The sequence below is a fragment of the Ligilactobacillus equi DSM 15833 = JCM 10991 genome (assembly GCF_001435735.1).
GTDB lineage: Bacteria > Bacillota > Bacilli > Lactobacillales > Lactobacillaceae > Ligilactobacillus > Ligilactobacillus equi.
In genome coordinates, this window is sequence record NZ_AZFH01000157.1 from 22,459 (window position 1) to 34,824 (window position 12,366).

The window sequence follows — 12,366 nt, forward strand, 5'->3', positions numbered from 1 at the left end:
CCTTAACATAAGGACGACTTAGACAGAAGTTCTTATGACTTGATATGACTTAACATCGTAGTTCAAACGCGAAGAAAGGCACAAATCCGCTCCTACAATGTGCAAATATTATTACTATACAGTAACAGCTTCCTTAGCAATCTTTAAGCAATCCCAAAATCCAGAAGAATTCAAATTATTTTCAACTTGATTCCAATAAAAATCGGAAAGTTCCTTATTATCAAGTGCTAATTCTGCAATTTTTGGATTTAAATTTAAAGCTCTAAGAACTTCTTTTCCCAATACTTCACATTGTTCGTTAGATAAGTTTTGCATATTTTTTGGCCTTCTTTCGATTTTTCCCCTATAAAAAACCATTTATTTTTTTCGTTTTTATTACGATTTTTGTTCACGTTTTTATTTTAGCACATAATTCCTAAAAATAAAACAAAAATATATATATAATTTCATGATTTTTATACAGAAAGGTTTGGTACACAATGGAAGAAAAATACCCCCAAAATTCGTTGTCAAATACACAAAATATGATAAATCACGTTTCTGAACAACATAGTTCTGAACTTGCGCCTAGCCTTGGAGCATTTGGTGTTAGACAAACTCCAGATATTAAACAATTAATGATTTGTAAGTTAAAAGTACAAGCTGAATTACCAAGTATTACTAAAGACAAAACAAACCCACAAACACACAGCCAATATGTATCATTAGACGCGATTAACAAAGCTTTAATGCCTGTAGCATCTAAACACGGTATTGTTATTACGCCTATTCCAATTAGTAATTCAGAGTATATTGGCATTGCAGTACGCTTGGATCATCCTGAAAGTGGACAATGGATTGTATTCCCACCCTACTACATTTCACGTAACGGAAACAATCGCAATACACGAGCATCTCAAGTCCAAAACGAAGGTGGTATTCTTACCTACTGTAAGAGATATGCTATTTCTGCTGTATTTAATATTGTTGCTGATGATGATTTGGACGGAAATGTAAGTAACAATAACGGTAACCAATATGGTAACGGATATTACAACAATAACCGCCAGTACAAGAAAAACAATTATTACAACAATAATCAACAAAATAGCCGTAATACTTACTACCAAAATAACAATAATTACGCAAGAAATGCACAACAAATGGGATATAATCAACCAGTCCAACAAAACACACAAAGAACTCAAAATTATACCCCTAACACATCTGTTCAACAACCTCAAAATGTCCAATACAATACACAACAAAATACTCCAGTACAAAAGCAAAATAATGTTAATCCTCAACAACAAACACCGCAACCTGTTCAGGCTTCAAAGTCTCAACAAAAGCAATATACTAGTCAAGAACAACTAGCAATTCAGAACTATAACAACGTTCTTCAACGTAAATCCACTGAATTACAAGTTCCATCAGATCAGTTACAAAATAAAGTTTTAGAGCAAGTTAATAATATCCTTAGAGGACAAGGTGTTGATTACACTACTTTAAGCACTGAACAACAAGCCAATATTTTGAGCCAAGAACTCGAAAAGATTGGTCGCTAAAAACACAAAACAACTAGATATTTAGTTGTTTTTTTTACGTAATTTAGCATAGAATAATACATATATACAGTAAAGTAAACCAAATGTTATAAGCAAAAAACACCCTTAGTTACTGGTTTTGTTTGTTTTTTGGTTTGCTTTGCTACATTATGCTAATTTAATATTTTAAGGCTAAAGCCTTTATTTTTTTTACGATGTAGTTAAAAATTTATTTAATCTAGAAAGGAAGAATTACTATGACAACACAAGAAATTATTAACAAATTAAACGAAGAACCTGTTACTTTAGCTGTATTCAATTTTGAAGACAAATCTTTGGAAATTAAACACCAAACTTTAAAAGAAAGATTAAGCGATTCAGCTGAAGAAGGAGCCTTAGTTAGTGGTAGAGAATTACTTCACTTAAGCGCTGAAGGAGCTGTACCAACTGTGTATCTAGATGATGTTGAAGAAGGAATTCATATTGATAACATCTACTGCGTAACAACCGAAGAAGTTTACGATTTAGGTACCACATACGAATCAGCAAAATCTTATTTAAGTGATGGTTACGTTTCACAACTAACTAACACACAACCAATTGACGACGATATTGAGTACTGGGAAACAATGTTTGGCTACAAAGAAATTACAGTCTTTGACGAAGAAGAACTAACATTCTCATAATCCCCTACTCAAAGAAAGAAGTGAATTAAATGATTACTTTAGAAGAAAAAAAGGCACAAGAAAAACAAACAGTTGATAAAGCACTTAAGATTATGAACGATGAGATGAGTAAAGACATTGAAAAAGACCCTAACATCCCTGACGAGATGTGGAAATACGCAACTTTCAATTTACATCGTATTCATAACTGGCTATGCGAGAAAACCAATGATAACACTCTTATGAAAGCTATCGTTAAATGGGAAAAACAAGCAACTATCCTTGGTGCTATGAACTACGTAACTTCTAACTTTAAGGAGTTAGCAAAAAAGCTTTACGATTCCAAAGTAACCGTACCGGGAGTTGTAAAAGTAAATCAAGGTATCGGGTTTGATATCCCTGATGAAGCAGTATTTCAGTTAGTACGTAGATACTATGTTTTCTTTGCCCCTCAAGAGAAAGAAACTGAAGTGTTTAGACCTACAACAACAAATACTGGAACATCAAATGACAGTGATAATGCTATGCCAACAGCCGATAGCATCATCAAGAAAGCTAAGGAAAATAGCAAAAATCAAAAGAAAGAACAAAAGAAACAAGAAACAGAAGAAATCAGTTTATTTGATTTCGTATAGAAAATTAGAAAGAAGGAAAAATTAATTATGAAAACAGCTATTAGAGACAAAGGAGGACTTAACCTCGAACTTCAACATTACAATGCAGCCCGTATCTTCTTAGAAAACAAATCGAAAGATAAAGGGTTAAACTTTGCAGAGGACGTTGATTTTACGAGTTTAAATGAAATCCAAGATATTGCAAATAAAATTTATCAAGACATGCGTATTACCCCTGAAGAACAAGAGAAATTTCTTAACACTATCAACAACTTAATGACAATATAGAAAGGAAGAACTTTTAAATGGGATACCTATCATTAATCGCTTTTAACGATTACAAACAAGCACAGAAACAAAACGAAAAAATGCAAAAAGCAGCAAGCATCCCAAAAAGTGCAGCGTTACGTTTTATCGAAAATGCCGTTAGTGCTGTTAACGGATATGATACTGGATACTTCCTTGCTAAAGAAAGTCCAAACAACTCCCAGTTAGTGAATAAGATGGCATTAACGTATCTTCGCCCTGCTTACAACATCAGCTTTGCTAAAGGAGGCTTAATTAAAGCAGAAAAGAAGCCTGCCAAAGAACTGTTACTGTTAAAACAACAAATCATTAACGACACACTTAAAAAGCGTAATAAGTTCTTTACACGTTACGGCTTTGATTATCGTGATTACGAAATGTACAAGAAGGTATATCTAAGCAAATACATTGCTACAAACAATGAGTTACCTAAAGAAGAGCCTGCATTCTTTAATGACTTACGCAATCTTCAACAAATTGACAACGATAAATTCATCTATGTCTTTTCTGATAGTTTATCGTACATGACCACTATTACTGACTTAAGTCGCTTAAACAAGTATTCAGCATTCGACTTAGGCCCACAAGAATTCTTTATTCTACCTACAGTACATGTGGAATATAAGAACTAAAAACTAAGGAGAAAAATTAATTATGGAAATTGAAAAATTCAATGCAATAGCAGCTAAACCAGAAGAAATTTACCAATTAGGTAACATTATTTCTTCTGAAGAAAGTTATTTCTACGTAATCCAGCTTTATAACGGTAATTATGCATTGCTTAACTTAGAAACTAACTCAGTAGTCAATAGCAGCTACGTTGAAAAATCAGAATTTAAAACTTCAAAAGAATTAGCAAAAGCATACTACACACCATGCGATCACGTTATTAAAGCTAAACTCATGATCGAAGAAAATTTTAAGGAGGTAAAATAACATGAGCATGAATTATTCCCCATCGTCCTTTTATTACCCATCGTCCTTATGGGGCATCGTCATTCAAGGAGAAGATTTTGATAAATTTGCTTCAGAACTAAGCAAAAACCACGCCAAAGACGATACCATAGAAGATATTCTGGATGCCGAATTATCTGGAATTATGACCTATGCAATTCTTCACCCTAATGAAGATGCTGTCTCACCTGATTTAGACATCTACTCAGAACATATCTTAATCTTAGGTCTTGATAAACAACCCGACCTAACCAGTGGGCCAGCCTATGGAAGCTTAGACGAAGCAATCAATGAAATCAAAAAGAAAGTAGGAAAATTCATCCCAGAAAACTTCAATTACAAAGAAAATATGGGATGTCATTCCTATGCATTTTATGGATAGGAGACGATTTAATGCCCTTTTGCGACAAAATAAGCCAACAATTTAGAATGCAAAAAGAAGCGATGTTTTACCCCTTCTTCTTTGTTATTCAAAAAAAGAAAATTCTGCTCTATGTCTATAAAAATCAAAGAGACGTTAACCAAGTAATGCAGAAAATTACTTCTAACAGTAATAACGAAGCTTTAAAGAACTCAGAGGACTTCTTGCCAGTAGATACTATCGTATTTGATAACTTTTCCGCTTTTATCGGAGAATTGTTCAATTACGAAGATACTGATTTATTAGTTTCCTCTGATGTTAAAAAAGGCGAAGTTCAACTAAATGCTAATATCAATAATGCTGAATCCTTTAGTTACGATCAAATGCTCGTAAACTCAGCAATTCAACAAATTGCTAAATCGTTATGTCAATGATGATTAACTATACCTCCAACTTGATTTAGTTGGGGGTATTTTTTGGGGCTAAAGCCCTTATGTTTTTTTCTATGTAGTTATTAATCGTAAGAAAGAAGGAAAAAACATGACAAAACAAAAATTAATAAAGATTTGGAACAATCGTTTAAAACCTACCAAAGCATTCTGGAAAGAAGCTCACAGCGAATTTCCCGTTTATATTTGGCAAAACAAAGAACAAAAGATTGTTTCTTCAACCCGTAAAGTATCTAAACGCTTAATTAACAATATTCGCTTAACTAAAAACACGACGTTTAGAAAAGTAAATCAAGACTCATTCATTTACGTCAAAGGCACTAAGAAGCGTATTGAGTTACAAGAATGGGATGTTATTCAAACAACTCCAAACGGAAAAGAAAAGTTCACACATGAATTACGCAACCTTATTGTGTTAGAAAAAGGACAAAAGCCCCTACACTTAAACAAGCCTTACCCCGAGTCTAAACACGTTGAAACTGGTCTTAGAACAAAGGCTATTTTTGATAGTGCCATGTCTGCTTACATCATAAATGACTTTGTAGCAGAATTAAAGCGTTCTTTTCTGTCTGATTTATTTGTTGACAACCAATTTGAAGAAGCTATCAAAGACCAATGCTTTAGATACTATGCAAGAGATTATGAAATTATCGAAAATATAGTTAAGTATCATGACAGGCTTAATCATTTAGCAAAATTAGGTGCTTATAACGCTATGAAAGCTTTAATTTCATCTTCTCAATACAGCAACATCAACAAAGGAAAGCTAACTGACAAATTCATTCGTGACAATGTTGAGTTTCTCAAAGAAAATCCATCTATTTCTCAAATTGGTGATGTGCTTACAAGCAAGACATTAGCCGCTAAGATTGGTGTTGCAGCTTATAAGATTTCTAACATGTTTAGAAACAAAATTATTATTCCTGAAGATTTTGCTGAAAGTAATTTGAAATACATTGATTTCAATAAAATTGGCAAAGAAGTATTAAAGCAAAATAATCTGCGGAATATCCTAGATAATTGTTATAAGTACGCTATGGAAATTGAATTTTGTCAAAAGATTGGCGCCTTTAGAATGGCTGATTACTTAGTATCTGGGCCTTTAAATTATTATCACAACCTCACAATTGATCGTGAGTTCTTAAAAGCTAACAAGCAAGTTCTAAAGAATAACCCTAGCATTGATTACTTCTTAAATCGTAGTAGAATTGAAGAATTTGCTAAGGAACTTCGTATTAAGACCGGCAGATTGTCTAACTATCTAATTAAGCATAACGTCTCAATTCAAGCCTTTGAATCGTATGTAGATAACATTAAGTATTTGAAATGGGACATCAACAAAAAGACACTCTTCCCAGATAAATTTAAAATTAATGCTGAAGACGCTGAATTAGCAGTTGAATTAGATAAAGAAACCCAAGAAAATCAAAGCTTAAAGTTGGAATTTGATAAAGCTGTTGATGACTTTAAACAATATGAATTAACATTTAAGAACTTTGTCTTCACAATTCCACACAAACCTCAAGACTTGATTGAAGAAGGTGTTAAGTTAAACAACTGTCTTAAGAGCTACCGTAGCAAATTTGCTAAAGAGCAAACAGTTATTGTCTTTGTACGCACAGTTGATGCTCCAAACAAATCATTATTTGCCTTAGAAGTAAACCCTAAGACTAATAATATCGTACAATTTAGAGCAAAGAACAATGCCCGCCCTTCTGACGAAGCAAATAAGATTGTCAAAGAATACGTTGAACAAGTTGCTGCTTAGAATTTAGATTATAAATATAATTTATATTTCACTTTAAATTGTATTGTACATTTTATTTCAAAATAAGTTTAGAATTTACATTCAGATTGATAAATAGGATGACAATTACATTTAAACAACTATTTTCTGATAGTTGTTTTATTTTGAAGTTTTAAACTTGTTTATAAAAGCTTCGCTTTAAGGGCTAAAGCCCTTATTTTCTTGGTTATGTAGGATAGAAAGGAATTGACTGACAATGTCATTTAATAATATTCTCGTTCAATACAAGTTAGAACCATTAACTGATATTGATAAAGAAATCTTTTTCGAAGAAGCTAAATATTTCATCACCAACGATGATATTAAACAATTTTTCAGGTTTTTAAACTTTAAAGTCAACATCAAAGATGAGTTAAAAGACAACATTATGCTGTATCTTGATTCTTGGCTAACGCTTAAGAAATTTCTAGAATATTGTTCATACAAAGGATATTCTAAAAGCGTTGCAATTAAGTATCAAACATGCAATTATGAACTCTTTTATACCTTCACTGACAAAGACTCTTTTATTACTTTAAAAGATTTAGAGGATATGGGTTATCGCTATTCGGTAGAACCCCTGTCCGATATTATCGATAAGCTTAAAGAACAAGATTTAATTTTAAAACAAAACAGTAAAATAGAAAAAGAAATTGAAAAGGAAATGAGTAAAACACATTATGATCCTATGGGAAATCTGAAGATACCTGAATATGATGGTTTTGATAATCTTCAAGATTATGTAGATGAATTAATAAAAGTTATTCCAACCTCAAAAATTTAAAACAGAAAGGATAAAAATACTATGATTAAAAGCGGATCACAACATTTATTTGAATTTTATGTACTTGACTTATTACGCAAGTACAACTTGAAAGGAGAAATTGAATACGAAGAGGATGAACTAACAGGACATCTAATTATCGTTAGTCCTAACTTAGATAAAGTTGTCTTTGATACAAAATTCAACATTGAAAAGTTAGACTTTATTGACAGTCAACAAAAAATCAAGAATATGGCTATCAATATTGTCTCAGCAACTTTGTTAAGTGCTCGTCCAATTCCCAATGCAGGAGAATTAGACACTGACTTTATTGAATTAAATCAAAAGACAGTTGATGAATTCAATACGTTAGGAGGTATTATTGAAGCTACAATGGTATAAGCAACATTATAACCTATATCATGAATCAAAGATGGCATGACATTGAGTTTCGAGGCTCTTTATAGGTATAGTGAAGCGCACTATCACTCACATCTATACACATTGTAAAATACTAAAATGCGTATTACTAAATACTAAACGCATTAATATATATACCTCCTTTCTTGAATTAATGATAACTACAAATAACTACAACACTACACCGAACATAGAGTGCGTATGTTCTCTAAAATTCAACCTTATACGGTTGTTTTTTTTACTTAGGTCCTTATTTATTATTGGGCTAAAGCCCATATTATCTTGAATTTGTAGTTTCTCTACATAGCTACAGAAAGAAGGAAAAAGACATGGAAAAAGCAAACAATTTAAACAGTAAAGCAAAGATACAAAATCAAAGCTTACCATTGCGCTTAAAGCTCGCATCTGTTATTACCTGTGCAATAAGTATTTTATTTATTGCCGGTATTTTCTTCGTATTCATTGAAGTCTTACCAGAAGTATTAGCTGTTAATAAAATTACATTTTTCAAGTACAGCTCATCCATGACTATTGTTAGTTTACTCTGGATGTTCCACTTCGTTAAATTCTTCAAAGGATTAAAAATTATCTTTAGCAGAAAAGTTAAATTTACTGCTACAGGTAAGAGAAGTTTTATTAGAGAATTGCTTTTATTAGTAGGTTTAAGTGTTGTTTGGAGTACATTAAACGATCTTCTAAACTTTAACACACTTAACTTTCCTCTTATTGTTATGGTACTGGTTGCAAGTTCACTAGTATTCGCATTATTATCGTTAATCAGAGATTATATCCATGATTTCTGACAACTAAAATAACCGTCCAAATTGGGCGGTTATTTTTTAACTTTGCTGCTGGCTTTTTTTGGTTCTACTTAATGTTTTACGTCTTAATACTTCATCTTGTGCCATAGCATCTATCCGCTTTACATATTTCAAAGTATTATCAGCATTCTCTGGATAGGAAGGGTTCTCTGACTTTGATTTTCCATTATCATATAAGTCTGAAAATCTCATCGCTAAAAATCTAATAATTCCTAAAATATTTCGATTAACAGAACTTAGATTTTTCAAATTGCTTTTAAAATTCCGTTCCTGATTTTTTTCAATAGCATTCAATTTTTCCATGATTTGAGCATTAGCTTGTGACAATTTTTCCTCAACTTTATCTAACGAAGAACTATCACTAAGTTCATCTTTTTCAGAAACAGATTCTATTTCATCTAAGGTTAATTTCTTTTTGAAAAGTGAAAATATTTCTTCATCATCCTTAAACCTATTTCTTGAAATAATAGCATCTAGCATAGCAACTTGCACTTCTTCTGGAAGGCCCATTAGAGCAATCATGTTATACCGCAATGACATACTTGCCTTTTGAGCTATACTATATTCTTTTGAAGTCAAATTGTACTTTTCGCACATATAATCATAAGTTTCATGTACAAAATCATTACTTATATAAAATCTACTAAAATTTTCAGGTAGCTCATTTCTGAATCGGTAGCCTTCTTCTTTTTTTACTAATACTTGGTTTAAATGATACTCACTATTACTCACTATTCTTCATCCCCATTCAGTAAAACTTCGGCATCTCCACCAAAAAGCCCCCATAATTGTTCATTATTTTTTTGCATGATTTCCATATTAGTTTGATATAGTTCTAGAAGTTGTCTGTGATCCTCAGACAATTTATTAAGCATATAAACCATATAATTATCTTTACTATTATTTGCGTTGAATCCTTTATTTTCCGCTTCCGATTGTTGGTAAAAAGCTACACAACGTAAAATATATTCAGAAGCTGTAATTCCCTCTTGTTTTGCTAACGAAAGAATTTTATTCTTTTGTTCTTCATTCTTTAGGCTTAATTTAAATATCGTCTTTTTTTCAGCCATTTTTTCCACCTCTATTGCGAAAAAACACCTATTTTAAAAGCATTTTATTAATTTCACTTTGGTTTATTATACGTATAATTTTAACATTTTAGACCTGTTTTTTCTACCGGAAAATATAGTAGTTTTAACGAAAATAATCGTGTTACAATTAAACAGAAAACTTCAATACTTACTTTTTGTATTTTTATCGGAAGATAAACCTGAGTTGATATAACAATATTTTAAAGAGGTGTGTATTTTTCTCAGAAGATAAAATAGAGGGCCATTCCACTAATTTTGGCCGGGATAAATCCCTTATTTTTTTCCCTATGTAGTTAGATTAGGTAATGATTGCCTAAAATGTTTAAAGATTTAATTAGAAAGGATGCGTTTCTCATGCAAATCACAAAAAAACAAATTGAAGAATTTAACAATAACCCGACTATCAAGTATTTAGGACAGTTCCCTACTTGGACCATTTCAATCATTCAGAAAAAAGAAGACGGTAAGCTTGGTAAAATTCCTGTAAATGCTAGTGCAATTATTAAGGGCCAAACTAGCTTTCATAAATCAGAAGACTTCTGTAGTCCTCAAACACCAGGGAATATGTTAACCCTACCTGAATTAAATTCTAATCCAAAATTATACGGCATTAACCGTACGTGGCATGTAGATGCGAAAGCAACCAAAGTGTTTGCTATTGATATTGAAAATGATCTAAATTCAGGAGTAGTAGAAAATCTAATGAAATTGCCCTTCCTCTATTTAGAAGAGTCTGTTTCAGGCGGTTTGCACGGCTTACTTCCTTTTACTGACGAGTTGCAAGCCAAATATCCTATGTTAGTCGATACAACCGTAGTTAAACAACGCCTTAATGCTGATGGACAAGACTTAGGTACTTTTGAAGTATTCTTTAAAGACCATTTTATCACCTTAACCAAGGCAACTAAGGACATCCCACCCGTTTCAAAAACAGCTGCTTTTGAGTTCTTAGATCAATTCTTACAAGGTGTAGAACAAGCTAAAGATAAAAGCCTTGCCAATCAAGGTAATCGTCAAGTTGTTAAAGGCGATACTCCAGAAATTTCCGAAATTATTTCTGATAGTTTAACGGATCAAGCCTTAGACCAATTGTTTAGGATGAGCCCTATTAACTATGACGGCGGGGATTTAAGCAAGTACGAAAATGCTGTAGTATATAAAGCTGCTAACTTGATTAAGCATGCCTTCTTATCCTCTGAGCCTATGATGACCATGAACGTTAAGAAAAAGTATCATAAGCTTAGTGTTGAGGAGTTATCTTACGCTATCTACTTAACGGTAAAGAAGGTTGTCTCATATCGCAAGAAACATGATAGCAAGCGTAACGGCATGCCCTACTTGTTATACCTATCTGCCAACTGCGTAAGTCGTTTGAGAGAAGAAGAGAGAATTAGTTTTGAAAAATATCAAGCCCAAAAACAAAAGCAAACTGTAAATAATGTACAATAGAGAAATGTAAATAATGTACAATAGAGAAAGGAAGAATTATTATGACAGAGTTAACATTATACACTAAAGACAACTGCATTCAATGCAAGATGACTAAGAAATACTTAGACCGTTGTCACCTCCAGTATAAAACCATTAACGTTAGTCAAGATTCCCAAGCACGTCAAGAACTAAAAGATCAAGGATTCAGCTCGGTTCCCCTACTCTTTGTAGGGAATGGTGATGAAGTTATTGTTGGTTTTGCTCCTGGCAAGCTTGCTGAACTTGAAAAACGACTTGAGAACGCTATTTAGAAAGAGAGTTGGTCAGCAATGGCTATTATTCAAACAATAAGTAAGAAAACTTTGTACATCGCTGCTAAAAATTGGTGTACAAAATCTGGTAGCAATATCAGTCCAATTATGATCCCAACAGTTAAGAATAATGTTTTTAGTTGTATCTTAAGCATTGAGCATCCCGACACTAAGTCAGGAATCCGTTTCGATATAATGTTTGATACTGAAGACACTAATAAAGCTGATTCACTCAACGAATTCGCAAGTGAATTAGTCAGCATTGTTGAACAAGCTATCAATGAAGACAAAGTACGAACAGAAGATTTATCAGAGTTCGATAAATTGAAAAATTTCGTTGCACAATTGCGATAAATCGTTATACAATAAGGTTAGCTCACAAAGTCATTTGTTCAATCAGCAAATACATTAGTTATTCCCTACGTATGTAGGTGGTAAGCTCCTATAAGAGCGAACCAAAAAACTTAACGATCTTTGCATTGTAATCCACCTGTATTTTAGTAGGTGGGTTTTTTATTTTGCGCTAAAGCGCATATCCTTTTGATTATGTAGTTAGATAATTTTTAATGAAAAAGGAGCGTAAATCCCCCTACTTTAGTGGGGGGATATAAGCTCCACTCGATAGCTCGTAAGAGCTATTTTGTTTTTTTCTAAATATTCTTTAGCCAATTTAGATAATATCTCTGAAACGGATGAATGTTCCTTGACTGCTTGTATTTTCAAGCTATCATTAAGTTCGACATTCATATAGATATTTATCCTTTTTTGTTTTCTGCCACAGCACTTACCTTGTGTAATTAAGTATACTTTGCTATAATATAACTGTACTAAAGGAGGTGAAAATCAATGAAAACAATGGCTCAACTTA

The 12,366-nt window shown here is 32.5% G+C and carries 19 protein-coding genes; 15 read left to right on the top strand and 4 right to left on the bottom strand.

The genetic code is table 11. The annotated features are described in order from the left end of the window. Window positions 1-114: 114 nt before the first annotated feature. A complete protein-coding gene (locus FC36_RS08475; protein WP_025020831.1) occupies window positions 115-315 on the bottom strand; it encodes a hypothetical protein in 201 nt (66 codons plus the stop codon). Window positions 316-479: 164 nt separating this feature from the next. Here FC36_RS08475 and FC36_RS08480 point away from each other — a divergent pair, with 164 nt between their 5' ends. From FC36_RS08480 to FC36_RS08535, 12 genes are all read left to right on the top strand, one after another. After that, window positions 480-1,547, top strand: a complete 1,068-nt coding sequence (locus FC36_RS08480) for an ERF family protein (protein ID WP_023859209.1) — start codon at window positions 480-482, stop codon at window positions 1,545-1,547. A 236-nt stretch (window positions 1,548-1,783) separates the two neighbouring features. After that, window positions 1,784-2,212 (top strand): hypothetical protein, encoded by a 429-nt coding sequence (locus FC36_RS08485; RefSeq protein WP_023859210.1) that lies wholly within the window; start codon window positions 1,784-1,786, stop codon window positions 2,210-2,212. 29 nt (window positions 2,213-2,241) lie between these two features. After that, the gene (locus tag FC36_RS08490) at window positions 2,242-2,826 is read left to right on the top strand and encodes a Cas9 inhibitor AcrIIA9 family protein (RefSeq protein WP_023859211.1); all 585 of its coding nucleotides are present in this window, start codon (window positions 2,242-2,244) and stop codon (window positions 2,824-2,826) included. Window positions 2,827-2,853: 27 nt separating this feature from the next. After that, entirely contained in the window at window positions 2,854-3,093 is a 240-nt protein-coding gene (locus FC36_RS08495) for a hypothetical protein (RefSeq protein ID WP_023859212.1), read from the top strand. A 17-nt stretch (window positions 3,094-3,110) separates the two neighbouring features. After that, window positions 3,111-3,743, top strand: coding sequence for a hypothetical protein (locus FC36_RS08500; RefSeq protein ID WP_025020832.1), 633 nt, complete (start codon window positions 3,111-3,113; stop codon window positions 3,741-3,743). A gap of 22 nt (window positions 3,744-3,765) precedes the next feature. Further along, the gene (locus tag FC36_RS08505) at window positions 3,766-4,047 is read left to right on the top strand and encodes a hypothetical protein (protein ID WP_025020833.1); all 282 of its coding nucleotides are present in this window, start codon (window positions 3,766-3,768) and stop codon (window positions 4,045-4,047) included. A gap of 1 nt (window position 4,048) precedes the next feature. Then, a complete protein-coding gene (locus FC36_RS08510; RefSeq protein ID WP_023859215.1) occupies window positions 4,049-4,447 on the top strand; it encodes a hypothetical protein in 399 nt (132 codons plus the stop codon). A gap of 11 nt (window positions 4,448-4,458) precedes the next feature. After that, window positions 4,459-4,860 carry a hypothetical protein gene (locus FC36_RS08515; RefSeq protein ID WP_023859216.1) on the top strand — a complete coding sequence of 134 codons (402 nt, stop codon included), beginning with the start codon at window positions 4,459-4,461 and terminating at the stop codon, window positions 4,858-4,860. 106 nt (window positions 4,861-4,966) lie between these two features. Continuing rightward, window positions 4,967-6,643: a PcfJ domain-containing protein gene (locus FC36_RS08520; protein WP_056986842.1), complete on the top strand. Its 1,677-nt coding sequence runs from the start codon at window positions 4,967-4,969 to the stop codon at window positions 6,641-6,643. Between the two features lie 235 nt (window positions 6,644-6,878). Then, a complete protein-coding gene (locus FC36_RS08525; RefSeq protein ID WP_025020835.1) occupies window positions 6,879-7,445 on the top strand; it encodes a hypothetical protein in 567 nt (188 codons plus the stop codon). Between the two features lie 21 nt (window positions 7,446-7,466). Continuing rightward, window positions 7,467-7,826, top strand: a complete 360-nt coding sequence (locus FC36_RS08530; protein ID WP_023859219.1) for a hypothetical protein — start codon at window positions 7,467-7,469, stop codon at window positions 7,824-7,826. A 347-nt stretch (window positions 7,827-8,173) separates the two neighbouring features. Next, a complete protein-coding gene (locus FC36_RS08535; RefSeq protein WP_025020836.1) occupies window positions 8,174-8,647 on the top strand; it encodes a hypothetical protein in 474 nt (157 codons plus the stop codon). A gap of 36 nt (window positions 8,648-8,683) precedes the next feature. Here FC36_RS08535 and FC36_RS08540 read toward each other — a convergent pair whose 3' ends face one another. Together FC36_RS08540 and FC36_RS08545 are read right to left on the bottom strand one after the other, a co-directional pair. Continuing rightward, a complete protein-coding gene (locus FC36_RS08540; RefSeq protein ID WP_025020837.1) occupies window positions 8,684-9,397 on the bottom strand; it encodes a hypothetical protein in 714 nt (237 codons plus the stop codon). Further along, entirely contained in the window at window positions 9,397-9,735 is a 339-nt protein-coding gene (locus tag FC36_RS08545) for a hypothetical protein (RefSeq protein ID WP_023859222.1), read from the bottom strand. The genes FC36_RS08540 and FC36_RS08545 overlap by 1 nt, the downstream gene beginning before the upstream one ends. 375 nt (window positions 9,736-10,110) lie before the next feature. Here FC36_RS08545 and FC36_RS08550 point away from each other — a divergent pair, with 375 nt between their 5' ends. The 3 genes from FC36_RS08550 to FC36_RS08560 are packed head-to-tail and all read left to right on the top strand — an operon-like array spanning window position 10,111 to window position 11,852. Continuing rightward, complete coding sequence (locus tag FC36_RS08550; RefSeq protein WP_025020839.1) at window positions 10,111-11,205, top strand: hypothetical protein; 1,095 nt, start codon at window positions 10,111-10,113, stop codon at window positions 11,203-11,205. A gap of 41 nt (window positions 11,206-11,246) precedes the next feature. After that, window positions 11,247-11,498, top strand: a complete 252-nt coding sequence (locus FC36_RS08555; RefSeq protein WP_023859224.1) for a glutaredoxin domain-containing protein — start codon at window positions 11,247-11,249, stop codon at window positions 11,496-11,498. Between the two features lie 18 nt (window positions 11,499-11,516). Next, complete coding sequence (locus tag FC36_RS08560) at window positions 11,517-11,852, top strand: WHG domain-containing protein (RefSeq protein WP_025020840.1); 336 nt, start codon at window positions 11,517-11,519, stop codon at window positions 11,850-11,852. A gap of 240 nt (window positions 11,853-12,092) precedes the next feature. On the opposite strand, the gene FC36_RS12705 is transcribed toward FC36_RS08560, so the two are convergent. After that, entirely contained in the window at window positions 12,093-12,296 is a 204-nt protein-coding gene (locus FC36_RS12705) for a ribbon-helix-helix domain-containing protein (RefSeq protein WP_081781952.1), read from the bottom strand. Window positions 12,297-12,366 lie beyond the last annotated feature (70 nt).